This is a genomic window from Reyranella soli, from assembly GCF_007992495.1.
GTDB lineage: Bacteria > Pseudomonadota > Alphaproteobacteria > Reyranellales > Reyranellaceae > Reyranella > Reyranella soli.
Window position 1 is genome coordinate 17325 of the sequence record NZ_BKAJ01000085.1, and the last position, 22445, is coordinate 39769.

The 22445-nt window shown below is 66.7% G+C and carries 23 protein-coding genes and 1 tRNA gene; 9 read left to right on the top strand and 15 right to left on the bottom strand.

Going from position 1 to position 22445, the window contains the following annotated elements:
* Nucleotides 1–25: 25 nt before the first annotated feature.
* Together RSO01_RS24215 and RSO01_RS24220 are read left to right on the top strand one after the other, a co-directional pair.
* A complete protein-coding gene (locus RSO01_RS24215) occupies nt 26–1192 on the top strand; it encodes a glycosyltransferase (RefSeq protein ID WP_147152223.1) in 1167 nt (388 codons plus the stop codon).
* Nucleotides 1117–2562, top strand: coding sequence for a hypothetical protein (locus RSO01_RS24220; protein ID WP_147152225.1), 1446 nt, complete (start codon nt 1117–1119; stop codon nt 2560–2562). The genes RSO01_RS24215 and RSO01_RS24220 overlap by 76 nt, the downstream gene beginning before the upstream one ends.
* Before the next feature lie 39 nt (nt 2563–2601).
* On the opposite strand, the gene RSO01_RS24225 is transcribed toward RSO01_RS24220, so the two are convergent.
* From RSO01_RS24225 to RSO01_RS24240, 4 genes are all read right to left on the bottom strand, one after another.
* Nucleotides 2602–3429, bottom strand: coding sequence for a metallophosphoesterase family protein (locus RSO01_RS24225; protein WP_170303319.1), 828 nt, complete (start codon nt 3427–3429; stop codon nt 2602–2604).
* Between the two features lie 253 nt (nt 3430–3682).
* Nucleotides 3683–4648 (bottom strand): GDP-L-fucose synthase family protein, encoded by a 966-nt coding sequence (locus RSO01_RS24230; RefSeq protein WP_147152229.1) that lies wholly within the window; start codon nt 4646–4648, stop codon nt 3683–3685.
* Complete coding sequence (gmd, locus tag RSO01_RS24235; RefSeq protein WP_147152231.1) at nt 4620–5708, bottom strand: GDP-mannose 4,6-dehydratase; 1089 nt, start codon at nt 5706–5708, stop codon at nt 4620–4622. Before gmd ends, RSO01_RS24230 begins: the two co-directional genes overlap by 29 nt.
* A gap of 31 nt (nt 5709–5739) precedes the next feature.
* Complete coding sequence (locus RSO01_RS24240; protein ID WP_147152232.1) at nt 5740–6888, bottom strand: glycosyltransferase family 4 protein; 1149 nt, start codon at nt 6886–6888, stop codon at nt 5740–5742.
* A gap of 209 nt (nt 6889–7097) precedes the next feature.
* Between RSO01_RS24240 and RSO01_RS24245 the strand changes: the two genes are divergently transcribed.
* Nucleotides 7098–8267 (top strand): glycosyltransferase family protein, encoded by a 1170-nt coding sequence (locus tag RSO01_RS24245; RefSeq protein ID WP_147152234.1) that lies wholly within the window; start codon nt 7098–7100, stop codon nt 8265–8267.
* Here the strand turns inward: RSO01_RS24245 and RSO01_RS24250 are convergent.
* Nucleotides 8264–9019, bottom strand: coding sequence for an FkbM family methyltransferase (locus RSO01_RS24250; RefSeq protein ID WP_147152236.1), 756 nt, complete (start codon nt 9017–9019; stop codon nt 8264–8266). The genes RSO01_RS24245 and RSO01_RS24250 overlap by 4 nt on opposite strands.
* A gap of 146 nt (nt 9020–9165) precedes the next feature.
* On the opposite strand from RSO01_RS24250, the gene galE reads away from it, so the two are divergent.
* Both galE and RSO01_RS24260 read left to right on the top strand, forming a co-directional pair.
* The gene (gene galE / locus RSO01_RS24255; protein WP_147152238.1) at nt 9166–10167 is read left to right on the top strand and encodes a UDP-glucose 4-epimerase GalE; all 1002 of its coding nucleotides are present in this window, start codon (nt 9166–9168) and stop codon (nt 10165–10167) included.
* Between the two features lie 78 nt (nt 10168–10245).
* Nucleotides 10246–10803, top strand: coding sequence for a hypothetical protein (locus tag RSO01_RS24260; protein WP_147152241.1), 558 nt, complete (start codon nt 10246–10248; stop codon nt 10801–10803).
* Nucleotides 10804–10890: 87 nt separating this feature from the next.
* Here the strand turns inward: RSO01_RS24260 and RSO01_RS24265 are convergent, their stop codons facing one another.
* Both RSO01_RS24265 and RSO01_RS24270 read right to left on the bottom strand, forming a co-directional pair.
* A complete protein-coding gene (locus RSO01_RS24265) occupies nt 10891–11076 on the bottom strand; it encodes a hypothetical protein (RefSeq protein ID WP_147152243.1) in 186 nt (61 codons plus the stop codon).
* Nucleotides 11077–11088: 12 nt separating this feature from the next.
* Nucleotides 11089–11280, bottom strand: a complete 192-nt coding sequence (locus tag RSO01_RS24270) for a hypothetical protein (protein WP_147152245.1) — start codon at nt 11278–11280, stop codon at nt 11089–11091.
* Between the two features lie 247 nt (nt 11281–11527).
* On the opposite strand from RSO01_RS24270, the gene RSO01_RS24275 reads away from it, so the two are divergent.
* Nucleotides 11528–12004, top strand: a complete 477-nt coding sequence (locus RSO01_RS24275; RefSeq protein WP_147152246.1) for an NUDIX hydrolase — start codon at nt 11528–11530, stop codon at nt 12002–12004.
* 51 nt (nt 12005–12055) lie between these two features.
* Here RSO01_RS24275 and RSO01_RS24280 read toward each other — a convergent pair whose 3' ends face one another.
* Both RSO01_RS24280 and RSO01_RS24285 read right to left on the bottom strand, forming a co-directional pair.
* Complete coding sequence (locus RSO01_RS24280) at nt 12056–12730, bottom strand: OmpA family protein (protein ID WP_147152248.1); 675 nt, start codon at nt 12728–12730, stop codon at nt 12056–12058.
* Nucleotides 12731–12882: 152 nt separating this feature from the next.
* Nucleotides 12883–13986 (bottom strand): amidohydrolase family protein, encoded by a 1104-nt coding sequence (locus RSO01_RS24285; protein WP_147152250.1) that lies wholly within the window; start codon nt 13984–13986, stop codon nt 12883–12885.
* A 153-nt stretch (nt 13987–14139) separates the two neighbouring features.
* Between RSO01_RS24285 and RSO01_RS24290 the strand changes: the two genes are divergently transcribed.
* Nucleotides 14140–14214 (top strand) — tRNA-Thr (locus tag RSO01_RS24290).
* Nucleotides 14215–14217: 3 nt separating this feature from the next.
* On the opposite strand, the gene RSO01_RS24295 is transcribed toward RSO01_RS24290, so the two are convergent.
* The 4 genes from RSO01_RS24295 to RSO01_RS24305 all read right to left on the bottom strand — a co-directional run bounded on the left by RSO01_RS24295 (nt 14218) and on the right by RSO01_RS24305 (nt 18693).
* On the bottom strand, nt 14218–15294 hold the full coding sequence (locus RSO01_RS24295; RefSeq protein ID WP_147152253.1) for a class I SAM-dependent methyltransferase: 1077 nt from the start codon (nt 15292–15294) through the stop codon (nt 14218–14220).
* A gap of 88 nt (nt 15295–15382) precedes the next feature.
* Nucleotides 15383–15547: a hypothetical protein gene (locus RSO01_RS47515; RefSeq protein WP_170303320.1), complete on the bottom strand. Its 165-nt coding sequence runs from the start codon at nt 15545–15547 to the stop codon at nt 15383–15385.
* Nucleotides 15548–15654: 107 nt separating this feature from the next.
* Nucleotides 15655–17661, bottom strand: a complete 2007-nt coding sequence (locus RSO01_RS24300; RefSeq protein ID WP_147152254.1) for a TRAP transporter permease — start codon at nt 17659–17661, stop codon at nt 15655–15657.
* Between the two features lie 66 nt (nt 17662–17727).
* Nucleotides 17728–18693, bottom strand: a complete 966-nt coding sequence (locus tag RSO01_RS24305) for a TAXI family TRAP transporter solute-binding subunit (RefSeq protein ID WP_246158738.1) — start codon at nt 18691–18693, stop codon at nt 17728–17730.
* A gap of 76 nt (nt 18694–18769) precedes the next feature.
* Here RSO01_RS24305 and RSO01_RS24310 point away from each other — a divergent pair, with 76 nt between their 5' ends.
* Nucleotides 18770–20038 (top strand): amidohydrolase family protein, encoded by a 1269-nt coding sequence (locus RSO01_RS24310; RefSeq protein ID WP_147152257.1) that lies wholly within the window; start codon nt 18770–18772, stop codon nt 20036–20038.
* Here the strand turns inward: RSO01_RS24310 and RSO01_RS24315 are convergent.
* Together RSO01_RS24315 and RSO01_RS24320 are read right to left on the bottom strand one after the other, a co-directional pair.
* On the bottom strand, nt 20035–20943 hold the full coding sequence (locus RSO01_RS24315; protein WP_147152259.1) for a metallophosphoesterase: 909 nt from the start codon (nt 20941–20943) through the stop codon (nt 20035–20037). The two genes, RSO01_RS24310 and RSO01_RS24315, sit on opposite strands and share 4 nt — an antisense overlap.
* Nucleotides 20944–21029: 86 nt before the next feature.
* Nucleotides 21030–21659, bottom strand: a complete 630-nt coding sequence (locus RSO01_RS24320; RefSeq protein ID WP_147152261.1) for an OmpA family protein — start codon at nt 21657–21659, stop codon at nt 21030–21032.
* Nucleotides 21660–21926: 267 nt separating this feature from the next.
* Between RSO01_RS24320 and RSO01_RS24325 the strand changes: the two genes are divergently transcribed.
* Nucleotides 21927–22352, top strand: coding sequence for a hypothetical protein (locus RSO01_RS24325; RefSeq protein WP_147152263.1), 426 nt, complete (start codon nt 21927–21929; stop codon nt 22350–22352).
* Nucleotides 22353–22445 lie beyond the last annotated feature (93 nt).

Genomic DNA, 22445 nt, shown 5'->3' on the forward strand with positions numbered 1-22445 from the left:
CGCGGTTCGCTGCCTGTGGCTGACGATGGCCGACCCCGAGCCGCGCCATAACGGCCAGTACGTCTATTCCGGCGGGCTGATCGATTCGGTGGCGGCGGCCGGCGGCGACGTCGAGGTGCTGGGGCTGGGACGCTCGGAATCGCCGCGCGCCAACGGCGATCGCTCCAAGCACGTCGTGTGGTGGCTACCGGACGACCATCCGCATTCGCGCTGGGGCAGCCTCGCCTCGACCCTGCCGAACATTGCCTACCGCTGCCGCACCGCCGGCATGCGGCGCATGCTGCAGAAGCTGCTGCGCCGCGACGCCTGGGACGGCATCGTCTTCGACGGCATTTCCGCCGGCTGGGCGCTGCCCGCCGTGCTCGAGCATTATGCTGGCCGGCGCGACCGCCCCCGCCTCATCTACGTGTCGCACAACCACGAAGGCAGCGTGCGCAGCCAGATCGCCGAGAGCCAGCCGCTGTTCCTCAAGCGCCAGGCCGTCCGCCTCGACGCGCTCAAGGTCTCCCGCCTGGAGCGCGAGCTGGTCGACGCCGTCGATTTCGTTACCGCGATCACGCACGAGGACATGACGCTCTATCGCGCCGACCATGGCAGCAAGCCGATGGACGTTCTCACGCCCGGCTATTGCGGCCGGCGGGTCGACGAACGGCGGATCTCGCCCGCCCTGCCACGGCGGGCTGTCATCGTCGGCAGCTTCGACTGGATCGCCAAGCGCATGAACCTCGCCGAATTCGTCGAGGTCGCCGATCCGCTGTTCGCCGAGGCCGGCGCCGAGCTGCAGGCCGTCGGCAGCGGCGATGAGGCCTTCCTGCAGCAGCTGCGCCAGCAGAGCCTGGCCACCCACTTCACCGGGACGGTGCCCGACATCGGCCCCTATCTCGACCAGGCGCGCATCGCCATCGTGCCCGAGCGCTCGGGCGGCGGCTTCAAGCTCAAGGTGTTGGAGTACGTCTTCAACCGCGTGCCGGTCTTCGCCCTCGCCGGCTCCTTCGCCGGCGTGCCGCTGCGCCACAACGACAGCACCATGCTCTATGCCGACCATGCCGCCCTGGCGCACGGCGTGCTCGAGGCAATCGACGATGTTGAGCGCCTGAACCGGCTGCAGGAGCGGGCATGGGCCGCCTGCGCTGGCAGCTTCGACTGGTCGAGCCGAGGCCGCCAGATCGTCTCGGCGATCGCCAACGCATGATCGCCGCAGGCACCTTTCCGTCGGCCAACGCAGCGCCGCGACGGCTCGATTTCATCGACACCGTGCTCGTGGTGATCTTCCTGCTTGGGCTTTATCTCGGGGTGTCGCTGGCGGTGTCGGCCAAGGTACCGCTGACCTGCGCGCCGTCGGGCTTCGCCGGGTTGATCATGCTGTGGCGCCGGCGTGACCAGATCGTGCCCAAGCACCTCGCCGGCCTGCTGCTGGTGGTCACGGTCTATCTGTGCTCGGTGCTGGCGGCGAGCGACTATTCCTTCCTCAGCAAGCGCTTCACCGGGCTGCTGCAGCTCTCCTATTCCCTGGTCATCGCGTACGCCATGTTCCTGACGCTGGTGCACGGCGACCGGCGGCAGATCTCGCGCATCCTCCTGACCTTCTGCATCGCCATCATCGTCGGCTGCCTGCTCGAGAACTATGCCGGCCTGCGCCCCCTGAGCGACGCCGTGCGCGAGCGCCTCTATCAAACGGACCAGGTCTACGACGCCGACCTGCGCGACCAGGTACTCTATGGCCGCATCCGGCCCAAGCTCTTCACTTCGGAGCCGTCGGCGGTGACCTTCGCCTACACCCATTTCAGCGCGGTCTGGCTGGTCATCAGCCCATGGCGCTACAAGGTGCTGGCCTATCTCGGCCTGATCGCCATGGCGCTGGTCGTGCTGCCGGGACCGACGCTGGTCCTGATGGTGTTCCTGACCGCCCCGTACATGGTTTTCCTGGCCGGCACGCGGCCGGGCGGCCACACCTCGATCTCGCGGACGGTGGGCGCGCTGGCGCTGGCAGGGGTGATGGTCGCCGCGGCCGTCGTGTTCGGCAGCATCTTCTTCGCCGAGCGGCTCAACGAGCTCGCGACGGGCCGCGACGCCAGCTTCTTCTATCGCTTCACCGGCCCGATGCTGGTGGCCCTCGACATGTTCCGCAATCACCCGTGGGCCGGCGCCGGCCTCACTGGCGAGCCGTACATCACCGACAATGTGATGAACGTCTACATGAACTCGCCCTCGTTCCAGGCGGCGTGGCGTATCAGCCGAGTCGCCGACGTGCTGACCAACTACGTGTGGCTGCACTGGATCTATCTCGGCCTGGTGTGGGGCGTGCTCAGCCTGGTGGCCGTGTCGGTCTGGCTGCGCATGCTGGGCGTACCCAGCGTGCTCTATTGCTGGACGGTCTGGATCATCCTGGGCCAGGCATCCGGTTCGTATGTCGGTCCCAAGACGTGGAGCGTGATGCTGATCGCGGCCGCCGCGTCGATCATGGCGGTCAATGCGCCGGCGCAGCAACGCAGCGTACGGCCAACGGCGTTCTATCCGAACCTGCGATACTTCAACAGCCGGTCAAAGGCCCTCGCGTCATGAACTGCCCCAGCCCGCGGTCCGCGCTTCGCTGGGAATTGCTTAGATCGCTCCATAGGCTTCGGGGAAATCGGCGATGTTCAGGGTCGGCATGCCGGGCACCTGCACCAGCCGGCTTTCCTGCCGGCCGTCCGGCTCCAGCCGATGCTCGACAAAGCCCACCTGCTTCAGCCCGTAGATTGGCTGGATGCGGTCGGGAATGACGTAGCCCGTCGAGGGCGCCCACACATGGCGCGCTCCGTCCAACCAGCTGTCGCGATATTGATGGATGTGGCCGGACGCAATCAGCGCCGGCGCCGCAGTGCGGAGCCGCGCCAGCAACGCGCGGCGCGGTGCCGGATCGACAAAGCGGCCGGTCATCGCGGGCTCGTCGGCCGCCTTGTCGAACAGCGGCATGTGCAGGAACAGCGCGAGCTTGCGCGCGCCCAGGCTCGCGGTGGCCTCGGCGATGGCGTCCTCCTGATCGACGGCCGCCGCAAGATCGCTGCCCAGCAGCTGTGCGTTGAGGGCGAGCAGGCGCCAGCCCGGCACATCGAGCGTCCAGAAATCGGGACCGAAATGCGCAAGGTAGCGGGCGCGCCGCTCATCGGTGATCACGGCCGCGCCATGCGCGGCGAGATCCTGACTGTCGCCGAGATCGTGGTTGCCGGGCAGGAAGCGCACGGGCAGGCCCATCGCCTCGTGCAGCGCCCGCGCCGCCGAAAGGTCGCTCTCCTTGGACTCGCCTGAGAGCGAGATATCGCCCGAGTTCAGCACCAGGTCGGGCCCGGTGGCGCGTAAGGCCTCGCCGATGCGCTCGAAATTGCCGACGAAGAACGGCTTCTCGGCGCTGAGGTGCGTGTCGGAGATCTGGGCGATGCGAAAGGTCATGACGCTACTCCTGTCATCCCAAACGAAGCCCAATCGTCGGTTGTAGCCGCGCGGGCTCCCTCGCTCCGCATGACAGCGGTTCGCGCCGAGGCTGGCAAGCAGTTGTTGCGGCGACAAAAAAAGCGCGCCTCTCGGCGCGCGAGTAAGGGACTGCTTCCTCTCACCTCTCAAGTTCATGCTCCTCTCCCCCTAGCGGGGGAGAGGAACCTGAGAACGTGAGTTCATGAGTTGTGGCGCAGGCGACGACGTGTGTTCATGCCACCGCCTTCTGCGCCTCCGGCACGACGTTGTCGACGTACCAGCGGTAGGTCGCCGCCAGCCCGTCGCGCAGCGGCGTGCGGGCGCGCCAGCCCAGGGAAGCCGCGAAGTTGGTGTCGACCATCTTGCGCGGTACGCCGTCGGGACGGCTGGAATCGAACTGGATGCCGCCCTTGTAGCCCACCACCTTGCAGATCAGGCTGACCAGGTCGACGATGGCCACATCGGAGCCTGGCCCGAGGTTGACGATGCCCTCGTCGGAATAGTTCTGCATCAGCCAGACCATGCCGTCCGCCGCATCGTCGACATAGAGGAACTCGCGGCGCACCGCGCCGGTCCCCCAGACCTCGATGGTTGGTGCGCGCGAGCGCATGGCGGCGTGCGCCTTGACCAGCAGCGCCGGCACGACGTGGCTCTGCATCAGGTCGAAATTGTCACCCGGCCCGTAGAGATTGGTCGGCATGACCGAGATGAAATCGCAGCCATACTGGCGGCGATAGGCCTGGCCGAGCTTGATGCCGGCGATCTTGGAGATGGCATACCACTGGTTGGTCGGCTCGAGCGGCCCGGTGAGCAATGCGCTCTCCGGGATCGGCTGTGGCGCGAGACGCGGATAGATGCAGGACGAGCCCAGCAGCATCAGCTTCTCGACGCCGACGCGGCGCGAGGCTTCCACGACGTTGCTCTGGATCATGAGGTTGTCGTAGATGAACTCGGCCGGCCGCGTGTCGTTGGCATAGATGCCGCCGACACGCGCCGCCGCCAGGAAGACGGCCTGCGGCTTGGCCGCCGCCATCCATTGCTCGGTCTGGTCGGGCCGGCGCAGGTCGACCTGGTCGCGCGGCGCCGTCACGATCTCGCAGCCTTCACGCTGCAGGCGGCGGACCAGCGCGCTGCCGACCAGGCCGCGATCGCCGGCGACCCAGACCCGCTTATTCCGCAGCGTATAGCTTGGGCTCATAGGCATTATTGGCTCCCATTCTCTTCATCACGAGGCGATCGGCTTCCACCATCTCGGCAACCAGGTCGGGGAAGCTCGTACGATGGCGCCAGCCGAGCTTGGCCAGCGCCTTGGCGGGGTCCCCGAGCAGAAGATCGACTTCCGTCGGCCGGCGATAGTTGCCGTCGATGGCCACCAGCACACTGCCGGTGCGCTTGCAGCAGCCCTGCTCGTTGTCGCCCTCGCCGCGCCATTCGATCGGTCGGCCGATCTGACCGAAGGCGAGCTCGACGAACTCGCGGACCGTGTGGGTCTCGCCGGTCGCCAGCACGTAGTCGTCGGGGACCTCCTGCTGGAGGATGCACCACATGCCCTCGACGTAGTCGCGGGCATGGCCCCAGTCGCGCTGGGCGTCGAGGTTGCCGAGGTAGAGGCGCTCCTGCCAGCCGCGCTCGATCGCCGCCACCGCGCGGGTGATCTTGCGGGTCACGAAGGTCTCGCCGCGGATCGGCGATTCGTGGTTGAACAGGATGCCGTTGGAGGCGTGCATGCCGTAGGCTTCGCGGTAGTTCACCGTGATCCAGTAGGCATAGAGCTTGGCCACCGCATAGGGACTGCGCGGATAGAACGGCGTCTGCTCGCGCTGCGGCGTCTCCTGCACCTTGCCGAACAGCTCCGACGTCGAGGCCTGGTAGAAGCGCACGTCGTCGTGCATGCGCAGGATGCGGATCGCCTCGAGCAGCCTGAGCGTGCCCAGGGCATCGGTGTTGGCGGTGTATTCCGGCGTCTCGAAGCTCACCTTCACGTGGCTCTGGGCCGCGAGATTGTAGACTTCGTGCGGCTTCACCTCGCCCAGCAGGCGCAGCAGGTTGCTGGAATCCGTCATGTCGCCGTAGTGAAGGAACAGGCGCGCGGCGGCGTCGTGGCGATCACGATAGAGATAGTCGATGCGTTCGGTATTGAGCAGCGACGAACGGCGTTTGATGCCGTGGACGATGTATCCTCGGCCCAGCAGGAAGTCGGCGAGATAGGCGCCGTCCTGCCCGGTGATACCGGTGATGAGCGCAACTTTTTCTGACATGTTTGCCGACCTCTCAGGGTTACGCGACGCTTCAGGAGGAATAGGCGATCCGTTCGGCCACTCGGCCCCACGAGTAGTTCTGCAGGACATGGCGCTGGGCCGTAGCCGCCATGCGTTCGAGCCGCCCCGGATCCGAGACGGCGCTGACAATGGCCTCGGCGAGCGCGGACGGATCGGCGCGATCGACGAGAAAACCGTGCCGGCCACCATCGACCAGCTCGGGCAGACCATTGCGATTGAGGCCCATGACCGCCGTGCGCGACACCATGGCCTCGAGATAGACCTGGCCCCACGGGTCGTTCAGCATGGGCTGAACCAGCAGCGTCGATTCGCGATAGAGCTGCTGCAGCTTCTCCCACGGCAGATGGGCCTGCAGGGTGACTCCGGGCCTCTCGCCGACGAAGGCGCGGCTGCGCTCGTCGCCGACGATGGTCAGGCGGAGGTCCGGCCGCTGGCGATACGCGAGGTCGAAGGCCTCGAGCAGCAGCAGGCCGCCCTTGGCCTTGAACAGATGCTTGGCGACGAAGAGCAGCGCCGGCTTGTCGTAGCTCTTCGGTCCTTCATAGGGCTCGATCGCGCCCATGCCCGAACCGACGGCCGTGACCTTCTCCGGCGGCAGGCGGTAATGGGCGATCAGGTTGTCGCGCACATAGGCGCCGAAGGTGAAGACATGCGAGAGCCCGGCGAGAGCCTCGCGCTCGGCCTGGTCGAATGCCGCGAGTGCGCGCCTGTTGTAGTGCGGCACGTCGATGTGATGGGCGCGCGTCAGCGCCCAGCTGTGGTCGCAGTAGAGATAGTGCTTCACGCCGGCGCCGAGGTCACAGGCCGGCAGGTCGAAGGTCCCGGTATGCAGCACGTGGCGTGCACCGATCCGGCTCGCCTGCTCGGCGACCTGAGCGGCAAGCCGGCGCCGCGAGCGCAGGCCGCGCAGCACCTGCTCGGTGCTGACCGGCCGTCCGAGGCCCGCCATCATGTCGCAGGCGGCGACGCCAAGCTTCTCCAAGCGGCCGATGCTCGGGCGAATGCTTTCGACAGTCACACCGATGCGCTCGAGCTCGCGGGCGAGATTCGCAGGCGCTCCCGACCACGACTTCAAATCGCGCGGATCACCGAACACGCAGGTGATGGCTACGCGCTCGAAGCGCAGTGCGCCAGCGTGAGTGTCGAAGGGGGCGTTCATGTCGGGTCATGAAACATCGCACCCCATGGCCTCGCTAGTGATCAACTGGTGACTTGGATTTTGCGCAGATTCGACGCCACAGATTGATCACGTAATGACGTCGCCACGCTCCGCGATACTGCTCATGTACCGCGATCGGGAGACGCCGTCGGATGCACGGATCAATCGAAGCCAGGGACGCGACCGACATCGGTGTCGTTGGCGATGACATGCCACGCGAAGATGGCGCCGCATTGGTGCGCGACGTGCGCAATGCTCCGCTGTCGTTCTTCTGTCCCGACGTGACAGACGCCAGCACGCTGAAGCGCGTCCAGCAGTTCATCGATTTCGGCTACAGTGTCACGGTCTTCGGTTTTCGCCGAGAGCGCTACAACACGGACTATCAACCGTCGTGGCCCAACGTTCCGCTCGGCTTCACCACCGACGCCCGCTACTGGCATCGGCTGAGCGCGCTGCTGCACGCCATCCCCGCGCTGTTCGCCAACCGCCGCACCTTGGCGCGCGCTTCGATCTTCTACGCCCGCAACATCGACCAGCTCGTGCTGGCGCTGCTCGGACGACTGATCGCCTTCTCGCGCGCGCCGATCGCCTACGAGGTGCTGGACATTCCGCCGATCCTGATGCGCCGCGGCCCGGTGCCGGCCTTCCTGCGGGCGATCGAGCGATCGTGCCTGCGACGCGTCAGCCTGCTGGTCCTGTCCTCGCCGGGCTTCCACCGCAACTACTTCTCGGCGGTGCAGAAGTATGCCGGCGACTGGTTCCTGCTGGAGAACAAGCTCTACCCCTCGCCGTCCCGTTCCCGAGCGGCGGCCATCCGGCCCGGCGCCGGACGCCGGCCGTGGGTGGTCGGCTACTTCGGCCTGATCCGCGGCGAAGCGACGGTCGACCTGATCGCGCGGCTGGCGCATCGCCTGCAGGACCGCGTCGTCTTCAAGTTCGGCGGCGTGTTCACCACGGTCGAGCAGGCCAAGTTCGAGACCGTGCTGCGCCGTTGTCCCAACGTCGACTACAGCGGGCCCTACCTGCCGCAGCAGGATCTCGAGAGGCTCTATCGCGAGGTCGACTTCGCCTGGGCGCTCGACCTCGAGAACACCGACCACAATTCGCGCTGGCTGATGCCCTGCCGGTTCTACGAAGCCGGCTACTACGGCGTCCCCTGCCTGGCCGTGCATCGCTTCGAGGTCGGCAACGTCATCGAGAAGCATCACATCGGCTGGACATTTGCCGAGCCTCTCGAGGACTCGCTGGTCCGCTTCTTCGAGCGCCTGACGGAGACGGACTACGAGATGATCCACGCGCGGCTCGCCGCCGTGCCGTCGAGCATGTTCGTCGCCGGCGAGGACGTCGCCCGGCTGTGCGAGAAGCTCGCTCGCCCCTAGACCTGGATGGCGGCCCGATTGATCATGACGCAGTCGAACTCGACCAGGCGCAGCGACTTGTCGCGGCTGATCGGATAGAGGCCGGTGATGTCGAAGCCGCGCTCGTCGAGATAGTGGATGGTCTCGGTGTAGCCCGGCATGCCCTTGTAGATGCGGCGTACCGACGCCTCGGTCTGCAGGGCCTTCATCGCCGGCAGGCTTTTGGCCGCACCGCGCAGGACCTCTATGTCGAAGCCCTGGGTGTCGATCTTGAGGTACGGCCGCTTGAAGCCGAGGCGCTCCTGCAGGGCCGGCAGAACGTCGTCGAGGGTGCGCACCGCCACGGTCTCGGTGTGGTCGGCGACGTTGAGACGGGCATAGTCGCCGACCCGATCGTGGTCGGGCTCGAGGAAGGAGCTGAACTGGTCGGAGACCATGACGTTGATCTGCAGCGAGCCTTCCTTGCTGCCGAGGGCATAGCCCTCGACGTGCCAGTTGCGGTCGCCGCGGCTGCGCTCGCGCAGCGCCTCGACATGGCGGCTGAGCGGCTCGAAGGACACGATCGTGCCGGCGTACTGCACGCGCTCGCGCAGGAAGTCGCGGTACTGGCCGGCATTGGCGCCGACATCGAGCACGCAGTCGATGTCGAGGCGCGCCAGAAGCTCGCTGAGATGCAGCGCGAAGTCGCGCTCCTTCATCTCTCGCAGCGGCACGATGTCGTAGCCGAACGAGCGGCTCACCTTGAGCACGGAATCCTTCACGATCTTGAGCATGGCAACTCCACTCCGACGCGGCCGCGGCGATACTGGCCCGCCCGGTGCCGGAAGCTCTCGTGATCAAGGTGTGATCGGGCGTCGCGACGATTGAGTGATGTTGTCACATCGACCAATTTCGACCGTCCAACCGGAGGGAATGATAATTGTTCGCGTCCACCGTTCGCGGCCCCGTGCTGGTCACCGGCGGCGCCGGCTACATCGGCAGCCATGTCTGCAAGGCGCTGGCCGAGGCCGGCGCCCGGCCGATCTGCCTCGACACGCTCGAGAAGGGACATGAGTGGGCCGTACGCTGGGGCGAGCTGGCGCGCGGCGACGTCGGCGATGGACGCCTGGTCGAGGAGATCTTCCAGCGCCACAAGCCGCAGGTCGTCATCCATCTGGCGGGCTACATCGAAGTCGGCGAATCGATCGTCAATCCCGAACGCTACCTCGTGAACAACTCGGCCAAGAGCCGCGTGCTGATCGGCGCCGCCATCCGGCACAAGGTCGAGGCCTTCGTCTTCTCCAGCACCTGCGCCGTCTACGGCCTGCCGCAGTCCGAGCTGATGCAGGAGGTGCACAAGATCGCGCCGATCAATCCCTACGCCGTCTCCAAGGCGAGCGTGGAGCGCGCCCTGGAGGCCGCAACCTGGCGTGGCCTGCGCTCGGCGTCGCTGCGCTACTTCAACGCCGCGGGCGCAGACTCAGGGGGTGAGATCGGAGAGGCGCATCAGCCGGAGACCCATCTGCTGCCGCTCGCCGTCGATGCGGCACTCGGCCTGCGCGGCGCTCTGGTCGTGAACGGCGAGGACTATCCAACGCAGGACGGCTCGTGCGTGCGCGACTTCGTGCATGTGTCGGATCTTGCCGACGCGCATCTCAAGGCGGTGGAATGGCTGTTGCGCCAGAAACCCGGGCGCGGCCGCCACGACGTGTTCAACCTCGGCTCCGGCGCGGGCTACAGCGTCAAGCAGGTGGTCCAGGAGATCGGCCGCGCGGTCGGCCGGCCGGTGCCGCACGTGTTCGGCGCGCGCCGCCCGGGCGATTCGCCCCAACTGGTCGGATGCATCGCCAAGGCGCAGCGCGATCTCGGATGGACGCCGTTGCGCGGCCTGGAGATGCAGATCGAGGACACGGTTCGTTGGCGCCGCGCGATGGTGCGCTAAGGAACATCAACGCCCCTGGCTGCGTTTTTCCTGTGGTCCACGCCGGTTTCTGGCCAAAACGGACCCAGGAGGCACCTCGTGGCGGACGACCCTCGCGGCCCCGGCAATGGACTTCTTTACGCGCTGCTCGGCGCGCTCAGCGTCGTCGTGGCCGGCGGCGGCTACTACATCTACCGCAACAACCAGGACCTGCCTTCGATACCGCAGGTCGTGCAGCAGCCGGTCCCCGCGCCGCAGCAGGCCGCACCGACAGGCCACTCGGCGAGCCAGGTCGCGCAGGCCCGCTCGGCGATCGCCGATGCCCGGCGCATGGCGGCGCGCGGCGATTTCAGAGGGGCTGAAACGGCGCTGCAGGGTGCCGACCGCATCGTGCCCGGCTTTGCCGAGACAGCCGCCGCAAGGCGGGAGATCGCCGATTTCCGAACGACGCGCGGCGATGCGCGGCGCGACGCCGCCCACATCGCCACCCTGGTCGAAGCCGCGCGAATCGCCATCGCCCGGCGCGACTACGACGCGGCCGACCGCGCGCTCGACGAAGCCGAGCGCATCGATGCGCAGGATCCCGCGGTGGTCCGTACGCGCAACGAACTCCTTGAGGCAGCGGCCCGCCCGGGACGACGGGATCAGCAGCACTGAGGAGTCACGAAAAAGCCCACCCGATCACAGTCGGGTGGGCCAGTCGACGTGCCTGGCGGGGGGAAGGACGCCAAGCGCGAGAGATGACTAACGCGTGTAAACGGTCGTCGTCGTGGTCTTGGGCGCCGGGTCGGTGTAGACGACGGCAGAGGGTGCCGGCGCCACCACGGCGGCGGTAGCAGGTGCCGGCTGCACGACGCGCTCCTCGCGCACCATGCAGGCCGAGACCACGAGCGAGCTCGCGACGCAGCTCAGGATAAGGAGCGGCTTCATGGCTTTGCTCCCTTAGCGCGTGTAGACGGTTGTGGTCGCCGTTGCCGGCGCCGGATCGGTGTAGACCACGGTGTTCGATGCCGGAACCGGCGTGGCGACGACGGTCGCTGCCGGAGCGGCCGGCCGCTCTACGGTCTCATGCCGAAAAGTGCACGCGCTGACCAGGCCGACGATGATGATGGCGAAGATGGGAAAAGGCTTCATCAGTGGTACTCCCTGTGTGGGACGACAACGGGTCGCCTGCTTGCAGGTTGCTGCTCAAAACAGACCGTCGAGCGATGGGAACCCCCTCGCCTTGCGCAACCGTCCTCCTGCGCTGTGCGTTTCTCCCTTGCCGGTTACTCCCACGTACCGGCCCCCGCCTCGAAGGCCGCTCCTCGACCGAGTCGGTGAGTGCGCTCGAGGCGGGGCCTGGCGGAGAGCGTTCGGCGCGCCTGCGATGGATTGTTGAATGGCGGCCGAGAGCGCAGGCATCCTCCTCTACAAACGCCAAGGCCGCGGGCTGCTGGTCTTGATGGTCCATCCCGGCGGTCCGTTCTGGCGCAACAAGGATGACGGCGCCTGGACGATCCCCAAGGGTGAGCGCGGTGCCGGCGAAGACGCCGAGACGACCGCGCGCCGGGAATTCGCCGAAGAGCTCGGCGCCGCGGCGACGGGTGCATTGATCCCGCTCGGTCGCATTCGCCAGCGTGGCGGCAAGCAGGTCGACGGCTTCGCCCTCGAGGGCGATCTCGACGTCGAGCAGATCTCGAGCAACAGCTTCGAGATCGAATGGCCGCCGCGCAGCGGTCGGCGGCAATCCTTCCCCGAAGTTGATCGCGCGGCGTGGTTCTCACCCGACGAGGCGCGGCAGAAGATCAACGCCGCTCAAAGGCCTTTCATCGACCGCCTCGAAGAGCTCTGCGCCCAGTCACGAAACCAGTCATGAAAAAGGCGGCCCTTGCGGGGCCGCCTCTTTCTCGGGAGCAGTGAAGAGCGTTCAGCTCGGTCCGATCGGCCGGCCGGGCCAGCGATAGCCGGGCGCCGGCAGCGGGATGTTGTTGGCGATCAGCGAGTTCTCCAACGTCGGGATGCCCGCCTGGTAGTCGCCCGCTTCGCACTTGGCGATCGCCGCCGCTTCAGGCGTGTCGATCTGGGAGGTGCGGTACTGGCGCCACTTGTCGCTCAGTGCCTTGCAGTAGCTGCGCGGGTCCTGGAAGACGGTCATGGTCGACACCTGCGCGCCATCCATCACGATCTCGACGCGCCGGTTCTGCGGCTCGCGCACGCCGTCGCCGGTCGGCACCAGCGGAGCGGACTCGCCCTTGCCCACCACGGCGATGGCGTCGGCCGGCACACCCTGGCGAACCAGCTCGTTCTTCACCGCATTGGCGCGACGCAGCGACAGCGCCATGTTGTAGCTCTCCGGTCCCGACGTATCGGTATGGCCGGTCGCCGTGACGCGTGCGCTGCCGCGCGACTTGAAGGCGGCGGCGGCCTGGCCGATGGTCTGCACCGCCTGCTGCGACAGGTTGGAGCGATCCCAATCGAAGAAGACCATGAACGACTGCGGCGCCGCGACGGGCGGTGGCGGCGGCGGAGGTGGCGGTGGTTCTGACGAGCAGGCAGCCACGAGCAGCGTCGTCGCAAGGACAACCAACAGTTTCCTGAGCATGATTTGTTCCCCTCAAAGCGGAGGCTTCAAAGGGGTGAAACTCCCCTTCGGACCGCGCCAGCGCGCTCGGTCGGAGGGAAACGCCACAATCCTGCCCGGGTTCCCGTGGCGTGCAGAATGTGCCGTGGCAGGCCGATTTCTGCACCGCCGCTTCAGGCAGCGAGCTTGTACAGCTCCGCTACATTATCCCGCAGGATGCGCTTCTTCAGCTCCGGGCTGAGGTGCGAGGTCTGCTCGGCGATCACGTCCTGGCTGCGCGGCCAGGTGGAATCACTGTGCGGGAAGTCGCTCGCCCACATGAGCTGGTGAGGATCGAGCTGGTCGGCGAACTGGAAGGCCGTCCAGTCGTCCTGGAAGGTGAGCGCGATGTGCTTGCGGAAGTACTCCGACGGCAGGCGCTGCAGCTCCTTGCCCTTCATCCAGTAGCGATGGCGCTTGTAGGCGTGGTCCATGCGATACATGAAATGCGGCGCCCAGCCGGCATCGGCTTCGACGCAGACCACGCGCAGCTCGGGGTGGCGCTCGAACACGCCGGAGTAGACCAGCATGCCCATGATGTCCTGGCAGCCGCGGATGATCGACAGGAAGCTGTTAATCTTGGGCCCGCGCGGCTTGATCATGGTGTTGTCGCCGCTCGAGGTCAGGATGTGGAAGCTGAGCGGCAGCTGCAGCGCCACGGCGGCTTCCCAGAACGGATCGTACGCGGGATCGTCGTAGTCCTTCTCGCCGGGATTGCCCGGCATCATGACGCCGCGAAAACCCATCGCCTTGATACGCTCGAGATCTTCTATGCCTTCCTTGACCGTGCGGATGCAGGTCTGGCCCATCCCGATCAGGCGCGCGGGATCGTGGCTCACGTAGGTCAGCAGCCAGCGATTGTAAGCGTCGAAACAGGCCTTCTTGTAGTCGAGGTCGGGATGGTTGCAGAGCAGCATGCCGACGCTGGGATAGATGACCTCGGCGGCGACGCCGTCCCGGTCCTGGTCGGCCAGGCGCCCGGTGGGATCCCAGCCGCTGCGGTGCAGATCCTCGAATTTGGCGCCACCGATACGGAGGTCCTTGGGGTCGACGCCGGCCGCGGCGATCAGGCCCATCGGCACCGGCGTCTTCATGCCCTCGACGACGTAGATGTCGCCCATGCCTTCCTTGTAGACGACATGCGGCGCCTTATCCCGCCAGGCGGGATCGATATGGTCGACATAGCAGTTCGGCGGCTCGGTGATGTGCGAATCGGCTGAAATCGGACGCCAGTCCATTATGTTTCCTCCTGCCTGCGCGGTCGAATCGTAGGCAGACGCGGCGTCCCGCCGCAAGCCGCCGCGGAACGCCCGTTTCGGCGGGCGGCAACGGTTGAACCGGTTCCGGCCCTATGGCATACCCCGCCCCTCCGAGGCTTCAGGCCTGCGGGCGCTGCCGTAGCTCAGTGGTAGAGCACTCCCTTGGTAAGGGAGAGGTCGACAGTTCAATCCTGTCCGGCAGCACCATCACTACCTTTGAAAATCGGCCCGCGGCCGTGCGGGATAGGGCATCGGCGGCGCTGCCAGCGCCAGGTCGGCATCGCCGACGAAGGCCACGATGATCTCCAGGCGCCGGTCGAGATCGACATGGTCCGCGACCTGCGACAGCAACGGCGTCTCCAGCGGAAGCCGCAGCCGGCCGCGATCCGCCTTGATGCTGAATGTCTGCCGGTGCGTCCGTTCCTCGCCGCCGGTTCCCGTTCCCGGCCCCCACGTCCGGACGTAGGCCTGGACATGCAGGATTCCGCTGGCCGGCCGCACGAGATCGAGCTCGATACCTTCGATCCGGCCGCCCTCGGCCCGGACCGTGCCGGAGCTGCGCGGCACGGCGCCGACCAGGTAGGTCGGCGGCGCCTGCAGGATGTAGTTCTTCGTTTCCGGGAACGACGCGACCGGCTCGTCCAGCGGTGCCGTCGGATCCATCAACCGCACGACATCGGCGACGTCGATCCAGTCGGGATTGTTCGCGAGAAAATCCTTGGTGGCGAAGCGCGGACCGATCTGCTCGATGTTGTCGAGCACGATCAAGCCGCCGGGCCGCATCAGGCGCGCCGTGAAGGTGAGATCGAAGGCGACGAACTCGAGCTCATGCTGCCCGTCGATCAGCACGAAGTCGTAGGACCGTCCCCATTCGACGGCGGCGTTGAAGTGCATGGCCGACGACACCGGCTCGAAGGTGATGCGCTCGCGCAGCTCGGCCGGAAAGGCATCGATCAGCGCCGGGCAGCGCTCGGCCCCGAAAGGATCGATGGTCTCGACGTGACCGCGGCCGGCTTCCCAGACCGCGCGCGCCAATACCTCGGTCGTGCCGGCGAACATCGTGCCGATCTCGAGCACCCTCTCGGGCCGCTGCATGACAATGAGATGGTGAAGAAGAGCGCGACCGGCTTCATTGAACAGCGATCGCGGAGGATAGTGCCTGTAGAAGTCGACGACCCGCTGGTAACAGGCGGACTGCCGCCAAGCCTCCAGACCCTGCGCCGAGATTTCGAAACGTTCGTCAGGCCTGTAGAGCGGCGTCAGCGGCTTGATAACTTCGACATCCATGCCGGATACGTCGCATGTCCAGGCAATGGACGCTACCCCTCTACGTGCTGCCGGGGCGCGCTTTTCGCGCGCCCCGGCTCACGGCTGTTTAGCGCGTATAGACCGTCGTCGTGGCTGGCGCCGGATCGGTGTAGACCACCGTGCGCTCCGACACCGCTGGCGCGGGCTTCTCGACCACGCGTTCCGTCGTGGCGACCGTGCAACCGGCCACCAAGGCGCTGGCGGCAATGGCAATCAGCACAATGTACTTCATGGTTCGGCTCCTTCTGCTGTCTTGCTCAGCCAACGGAGCGACGCTCGGCGGGTTGCCCGAACAACGCCGGTGATCTTTTTCGAACCGGGGAACTATCGCGCCTCTTGCTATCCCTTCGCGGCAACGAATTTTCGCTGCCTGAACTCATAGGCGATCACGCCAGCCAGGATCACCAGCCCCAGAGCGCGGGCCGCGACCATGCCGCCCACCCAGTCGTCGACGATGTCAGGAAAGGTGAGCGAAATGCCGGCGATCGCACAGGCGATACGTTGCGGCATGCCCAACGGTCGCCACAGATGGCCCTGCGCCGCGATCGCCAGCGCCAGGATTCCACCGGCCGCGCCCAGCGTCACCCAGGGCACCCAACCCCAGCTCATGCCCTTGGGCACCTCCAGCAGCAGGCCGCTGCCGATCGGATCGAGCACGAAGATGAACGGCACCAGGAAGGCCGGCAGGGCGTATTTCCAGCTCTGCAGCGTGGTGACGTAGGGATCGGCACGCGTCAGCGTCGCGGCGGCGAAGGGCGACAGCGCCGTCGGCGGCGACACTTCCGAGAGCACCGCGTAGTAGAAGATGAACATGTGGGCCGCATAGTCCGGCACGCCGAGCTTGATCAACGCGGGGGCCGCGATCACCGCGCACATGATGTAGGACGCCGTCACCGGCACCGCGAGCCCGACCACCCAGACGATCAGCGCCGTATAGAGCGCCGTCCAGAACATCGAGCCACCGGCCAGGTCGATGACGATCGACGAGAATTTCAGCGCCAGGCCGGTCTTGGTGATGATGCCGACAATGATGCCGGCGCAGGCACAGGTCGCCGCGACGCCGAGCGCCTGGATCGAGCCGTCGGCCAGAGCGCGGAACAGGCGGCGCGGCCACAGAGCCGTGTCGGCGCGCAGGTAGCTCACCAGGATGGCGAGCAGGATCGACCAGAACACCGCGTAGGTCGCCGAATAGCCCCAGACCATCAGCACGACGACGGAGATCAGCGACGAGAAGTGGAAGCCGTAGCGCGTCAGCAGCTGGCGCATGCCGATGTCGACCTTGGGATCGACGGCGCGCAGATGGTACTTGCGCGAATCGATCTCGGTCATGACCAGCAGGCCGAAGTAGTAGAGGCACGTCGGCACGATCGCCATGCGCACGATGTCGAGGTACGACATCCTGAGGTACTCGGCGATCAGGAAGGCGGCGGCGCCCAGCACCGGCGGCGACAGGATGGCGCCGAGGCCGCCCGCAGCCAGCAGGCCGCCGGCCGCGGTCTTGCCGTAGCCCGCCTCGCGCATGATCGGCCAGGCCACGGTGCCGATGGTGACGGTGGTCGCCACGCCCGAACCCGACGGCCCGCCCAGCAGGAACGACGACAGCACGACGGCGCGGCCCGCCGCATTGGGCTGGCCCCTCATGGCGAGCAGGGAGAAGTCGATGAAGAAGCGGCCGGCGCCCGAGGCCTGCAGGATGGCGCCGAAGATGGTGAACAGGATGATCAGCGTCGCCGATACGTCGATCGCCGAACCGAAGATGCCGTTCAAGGTCATGTAGAGCTCGGCGATCAGGTCGACGATCGGGTAGCCCTTGTGCGTCCACGGCGCCGGCAGGTAGTTGCCCCACAGGCCGTAGGCGAAGAACACCATGGACAGCACCGGCATGATCCAGCCGGTGGCGCGCCGCGTCGCCTCGAGCACCAGCAGGATCAGGATGGCGCCGACGGCGACATCCATGCCGGTCGGCGAGACATAGCGGTCGAGGAAATCGTCGGCCGCCTCGCGGCTGGTCCAGGTGCCGCCCGTCATCATGTACCAGATGACGCCGACCGACAGGGCGGCGGCGACGATGTCCCAGGGCGCGATGCGGTTGCGCCAGCTCTTCACCATGGGGAAGAGCAGGAAGACCAGCGACAGGGCGAAGGCGACGTGGATCTCGCGCAGCGACTGCTGATCGACGGTGCTGGCCGCGGCATAGAGATGGAACAGCGTCATGGCGACGGCGATGGCCGTGAGGAACGTTCCCCACCAGCCGGCGAAGCGATGGACGCCGCCCTCCTCCTGCTCGACCAGTTCCTCGATCTTGCGATGCTCCTCGTCACTCAGGAGCTCGTTCTGCACCGTCATCGGCTTTCCATCCCAAACACAAAAAGGGGCTCCCCTGATGGGAGCCCCTGGCGCGCCTGCTCGCGGTTACGACAGCTTGATGCCCTTCTCGGCGAAGAACTTCACCGCACCGGGATGGAAGGGGACCGACGAGTTGGCCTCCTTCTGGTTCTCCGGCGTCATGTCGATGGCGGCCTTGTGCGTGGCCACCAGGTCGGCCTGGGCGTCCCACAGCGTCTTGAGGATGGTGTAGGCTTGGTCGTCCTTCATCGAGGCCGGCACCACCAGGATGTTCCAGATGGCGATCACCGGGACCGCCGCATCCTGGTTGGGATAGGCCTTCGGATTGATCTGGCTCTTGGCGAACACCGGTCCGAACTTCTTGACGAGGTCCGGCACCATGTCGGCATTGGGGATCAGCTTGATCTTGATGCCCTGCGTCGCCGCCAGGTCGGTGATCGCCGCGACCGGCGGGCCGCCGTTGAAGAAGTAGCCGTCGAGCTTGCCGTCCTTCATGGCGTTGGTGCTCTCCGCCGGTGCCAGGCGCTCGCGCTTGATGTCGCCCAACTTGAGGCCGAGCTCGTCGAGCATGCGCAGCGCCATCACTTCCGAGCCGCTGACCGGTGCGGAGGTCGAGATGCGCTTGCCCTTGATGTCGGAGAGCTTGTTGATGCCGGTGCCCTCCATGGTCACGAAGTGCACCAGGTTGGGATAGATGACGCAGAGCGTGCGCGACTCGACGGGCTTGTCCTTGAACTTGTCGAAGCCCTTGATGGCGTCGTAGGCGGTGTCGCACTGGGTTAGCGCAATCTCCGCCTTGCCGTCCCGGATCATGTGCATGTTGGCGACCGAACCCGCTGTCGCTTCGGCGGTGACGGCCCAGCCCGACACCTTCTTGCTGAGCAGGTTCGCCATGGCGCCGCCCAGCGGGTAGTAGACACCGCCTGTCGTACCCGTCGCGATCGAGAATTGGGCCTGCGCCGAGGCCGTGCCGGCAAGGCCAAAGGCCCCCGCCGCGCTGCCGGCGGCGATGAATTGGCGTCGATTAATCAAAGCTTCCTCCACTAAGCTACTACGCTCAAGCTCCCCTTAAGGGGGCGGAACAAACCACTTCCCTGCGGAGGAAACAATGCGCCTTTTGATCGACGGGGCGATGGTGTGGGACGGCACCGGTGCCAAGCCTTTTGCCGGCAAGGTGCTGATCGAGGGCGAGCGAATCGCGGCCGTCGCTCCGCAAGCCGAAAATGTTGCATCCGACGGCGCCGAGCGCCTGGATGCCGCCGGCAAATTCCTCATGCCGGGCATGGTCGAAGGCCATGCCCACCTGTCCTTCGTCGACACGCCGCGCGGCACGGCGCTGGGCGAGCTGCCGCCGGAAGACCATGCGCTGCTCACCATGGACGCCGCGCGGAAGCTTTTCGGCGCGGGCTTCACCAGCGCCTGCTCGGCCGCGGCGGCCAAGATCCGGCTCGACGTCGCGGTGCGCGACGCCATCGACCGCGGTGTGATCGACGGCCCGCGCCTGCTGGCCGCCAGCCCCGAGCTCACCGTCACCGGCGGCCTGGGCGACGGCCGCAAGCTGCACCTTCACCAGGACAGCTTCGGCGTCGCCGTCGACGGGCCCGACGAAGTGCGGCGCATGGCGCGGCTCTGCCTGCGCGAGGGCGTCGACATGATCAAGCTCAATATCTCCGGCGAGCTCGGCACCGACTCCGCTCCCGCGATCGCCGCAGTGATGACCGACGCCGAGGTCGCAGCCGGCGTCGAGGCCGCCCACACGGCGGGCCGGCGCGCCGCTGCCCACGCGCGCGCCTCGGACTCGGTGAAGCGTGCACTGCGTCACGGCGTCGACGTCATCTATCACTGCGACTATGCCGACGAGGAGGCGCTCGATGGCCTGGAGGCGGCCAAGGACCGTGTCTTCACCGGCCCCGCCATCGGGCTCACGGTCTCACGCCTGGAGAGCCTGCGCGGCGACAACACGGCGGAAGGGCGGCGCTGGCTCGAGCGCATGACGCCGCAGTTCGAAGCGACCTGCAAAGTCCATCACGAGATGCGCCGCCGTGGCATCCGCGTCGTGGTCGGCGGCGACTACGGCTTTGCCGCCAATCCGCAGGGCACCAATGCCCGAGACCTGGAGCACTTCGTGACGCATTTCGGCTTCAGCCCGAGCGAGGCGTTGCAGGCCGCGACCCGCACCGGTGGCGAGATCATGAGGCGCGGCCACGAGCTTGGCCTGGTCAGGCAGGGCTATCTCGCCGATCTGCTGCTGATCGACGGCGATCCGCTGAAAGACATCCGCGTGCTGCAGGACAAGAAGCGCTTCGCCTTCATCATGAAGGACGGCGTGCGCTACGTGCCGTGCCAGGGTGCCCCGCACGTGCGGCGGCTGCACTAGCCTGCAGGCCGGCGCAGGGTGATGACGACGACCTCGCCGCGCGTGTTGAAGCGCAGCGGGAGATCCGACACGCCGAGTCCATGGCTGGTGTAGCCGACCATCCGACCCTGCTGCCACAGGCCGCTCGCGGCATGATGGCAGCGCTTCAGATGGGTGACCAGCGGGCGACCGCCCGGCAGGCAGATCTGTCCACCGTGCGTGTGGCCGCAGAGATAGAGGGCATAGCCCGCCACGTCGGCGTCGTCGGCGACCTCGGCCGAATGCACCAGGGCGATGCGGAACTCGCCATCGTGGTCGGCGAGCGCTGACAGCGCCGCCTCGGTGTAGAAGCTGTGGACGTCGTCCAGTCCGGTGACGCGCAGCCTGTCGCCGCCGCGCTGCAGGAGAATCGAGCGGTTGACCAGGACATCGAAGCCCGCGCGCTCGAGCATGCCGGCCATCGACGCCGGATCGTGATTGCCCAGCACGGCGAGCCGCGGGCCACGCACGCGAACGCCGGACAGCGCTTGCATCAAGAGCGCGGTCGAATGCTCGATCGATGCGCGCGGATTGCCATGGACGTCGCCCGTCACCGCGAGCATGTCGACCTCGACATCCTGCAGCAGCGCGCGTGCCGCCGCGGCGAGCGCGGGGAAATGGTCGAGATGCGTGTCGCTCAGCTGCAGGATGCGATAGCCGTCGAACGCCGGCGGCAGATCCGGCAGGGCGAGCTCGAGCTCGATCTTCTTCAGGTCGAGCGCGTTGCGCTGGCCACGCTCCCAGATCGGCGTCAGGCGCAGCGTCACATCAAGCGCCTCCACCACCATCCGGAAGGCGAACTTGCGCCAGCGACCGTACCGACCGGCGCGGTTGACCAGGTAGCTGCTGTCCTCGATGGCGCGCCGCCGTGTGGCCCAATCCTGCATGGCGCCGTCAGACCTAACACGGCCGTCAGCCCATGAAAAAGGGCGGCCCCTTTCGAGGGCCGCCCTCTTCAATCAATTTCAGAAGATTAGCTGCGCGGCGGCAGCGGGATCTTGGCGTCGGTCAGGATCTGCTCGAGCGTCGGGATACCGCTGGCATAGTCGCCGGCATCGCACTTGGCGATCGCCTGCGGGCCGGGGCCCTGGGCGGTCGTGCGGTCGTAGTCGCGCCACAGCCGGGCGAGCCGCGCGCAGTACGCCTGGTCGTTCATCGGTGGAGCCGACGCCATCTGCGGGATGGTGATCTCGACGCGGCGGTTCTGCGGCTCGCGCACGCCGTCGCCGGTCTGCACCAGCAGGCCCTGCTCGCCGCGGCCGACGGTGGTGATGGCCGCAGCCGGCACACCGAGCTTGACCAGCGCGTCCTTGACCGCGTTGGCGCGGCGCAGCGACAGCGCCATGTTGTAGGCTTCAGTGCCGGTCGTGTCGGTATGGCCGGTGGCCGTGACACGTGCACCCTGCTTGGCCTTGAAGGCGTCGCGCGCCTGCTCAAGCACGTTCAACGAGGCATCCGACAGGCGGGTGCTATCCCAGTCGAAGAACACCATGAAGGCCTGCGGCGGCGGCGGAGGCGGCGGCGGAGGCGGCGGCGGTGGCTCAGACGCGCATGCGCCCAACAGGTACGCAGCCGCGACGAGACCCAACAACTTCTTCAGCATAAATTTTCCCCCTCAACGTGGCGTCGCGCGGCTATCGACTATTGACCACAAACTGAGTGGCTCGAAGCCGCGCCGCACTATCTTGCCGGCACATGCAACCTGAGGCAACGGAAACGCCGCGACGGATATCTTGCGCCGGCAATTGCCCGCGCCATGTCACCCGCCGGTCACACTGCAAATATCACGGACTTGCGAACATCTGTTCTCCTCATGTCAAGGAACGGATGGGCGACACAGTCCGTTGTCGGCAGAACACGGAGGCTCCCCATGGCCAGCGAATTCGCTACCGAGACCGAGCGACCATGCGCGCCGGGCACGCTCGAGAAATTCCATCTCGGCCTGGCCGCCGACGGCATGACTTGCGCCCTGGTCTTCGTCGATGAACGCCATCGGTCGATTGCCTGCATTGCAAGCTTCGCCGATCTGAACGGCTTCATCGTCTCCCTGACAGATGCGGCGGCGGAGATGGCGAATCGCCGGGCCCTGCACGACGATGCGTCCCCGGCGGACGAGCAGTCCTTGGCGTTCAACATCGCCTCGTCGAATTTCCATCTGTGCGCCGACGATGGCTGCATCATCGGCGTGCTTGTCGGCGACGGCGGTCAGGTCGTGCCGGTCCGCATGACGCCGGATGTCGCCAACGAGATGACGCGCAACATGTTGAAGTCGGCCCAGGTGGCCAGCAGCTGCTGAGGATTTTCAAGCGTGCTGCTATCGGCGGTGTCCGCACATGAAAAAGGCGGCCCCGGGCTCGGGGCCGCCTCTTTTTCCGGGATTTCCGGATGT

Coding starts and splice junctions, on each gene's coding strand:
- RSO01_RS24215 (WP_147152223.1), top strand. CDS start 26: ATGGCCGACCCCGAGCCGCGCCATAACGGCCAGTACGTCTATTCCGGC.
- RSO01_RS24220 (WP_147152225.1), top strand. CDS start 1,117: ATGGGCCGCCTGCGCTGGCAGCTTCGACTGGTCGAGCCGAGGCCGCCA.
- RSO01_RS24225 (WP_170303319.1), bottom strand. CDS start 3,429: ATGACCTTTCGCATCGCCCAGATCTCCGACACGCACCTCAGCGCCGAG.
- RSO01_RS24230 (WP_147152229.1), bottom strand. CDS start 4,648: ATGAGCCCAAGCTATACGCTGCGGAATAAGCGGGTCTGGGTCGCCGGC.
- gmd (WP_147152231.1), bottom strand. CDS start 5,708: ATGTCAGAAAAAGTTGCGCTCATCACCGGTATCACCGGGCAGGACGGC.
- RSO01_RS24240 (WP_147152232.1), bottom strand. CDS start 6,888: ATGAACGCCCCCTTCGACACTCACGCTGGCGCACTGCGCTTCGAGCGC.
- RSO01_RS24245 (WP_147152234.1), top strand. CDS start 7,098: ATGCCACGCGAAGATGGCGCCGCATTGGTGCGCGACGTGCGCAATGCT.
- RSO01_RS24250 (WP_147152236.1), bottom strand. CDS start 9,019: ATGCTCAAGATCGTGAAGGATTCCGTGCTCAAGGTGAGCCGCTCGTTC.
- RSO01_RS24265 (WP_147152243.1), bottom strand. CDS start 11,076: ATGAAGCCGCTCCTTATCCTGAGCTGCGTCGCGAGCTCGCTCGTGGTC.
- RSO01_RS24270 (WP_147152245.1), bottom strand. CDS start 11,280: ATGAAGCCTTTTCCCATCTTCGCCATCATCATCGTCGGCCTGGTCAGC.
- RSO01_RS24275 (WP_147152246.1), top strand. CDS start 11,528: ATGGCGGCCGAGAGCGCAGGCATCCTCCTCTACAAACGCCAAGGCCGC.
- RSO01_RS24280 (WP_147152248.1), bottom strand. CDS start 12,730: ATGCTCAGGAAACTGTTGGTTGTCCTTGCGACGACGCTGCTCGTGGCT.
- RSO01_RS24285 (WP_147152250.1), bottom strand. CDS start 13,986: ATGGACTGGCGTCCGATTTCAGCCGATTCGCACATCACCGAGCCGCCG.
- RSO01_RS24295 (WP_147152253.1), bottom strand. CDS start 15,294: ATGGATGTCGAAGTTATCAAGCCGCTGACGCCGCTCTACAGGCCTGAC.
- RSO01_RS47515 (WP_170303320.1), bottom strand. CDS start 15,547: ATGAAGTACATTGTGCTGATTGCCATTGCCGCCAGCGCCTTGGTGGCC.
- RSO01_RS24300 (WP_147152254.1), bottom strand. CDS start 17,661: ATGACGGTGCAGAACGAGCTCCTGAGTGACGAGGAGCATCGCAAGATC.
- RSO01_RS24310 (WP_147152257.1), top strand. CDS start 18,770: ATGCGCCTTTTGATCGACGGGGCGATGGTGTGGGACGGCACCGGTGCC.
- RSO01_RS24315 (WP_147152259.1), bottom strand. CDS start 20,943: ATGCAGGATTGGGCCACACGGCGGCGCGCCATCGAGGACAGCAGCTAC.
- RSO01_RS24320 (WP_147152261.1), bottom strand. CDS start 21,659: ATGCTGAAGAAGTTGTTGGGTCTCGTCGCGGCTGCGTACCTGTTGGGC.
- RSO01_RS24325 (WP_147152263.1), top strand. CDS start 21,927: ATGGCCAGCGAATTCGCTACCGAGACCGAGCGACCATGCGCGCCGGGC.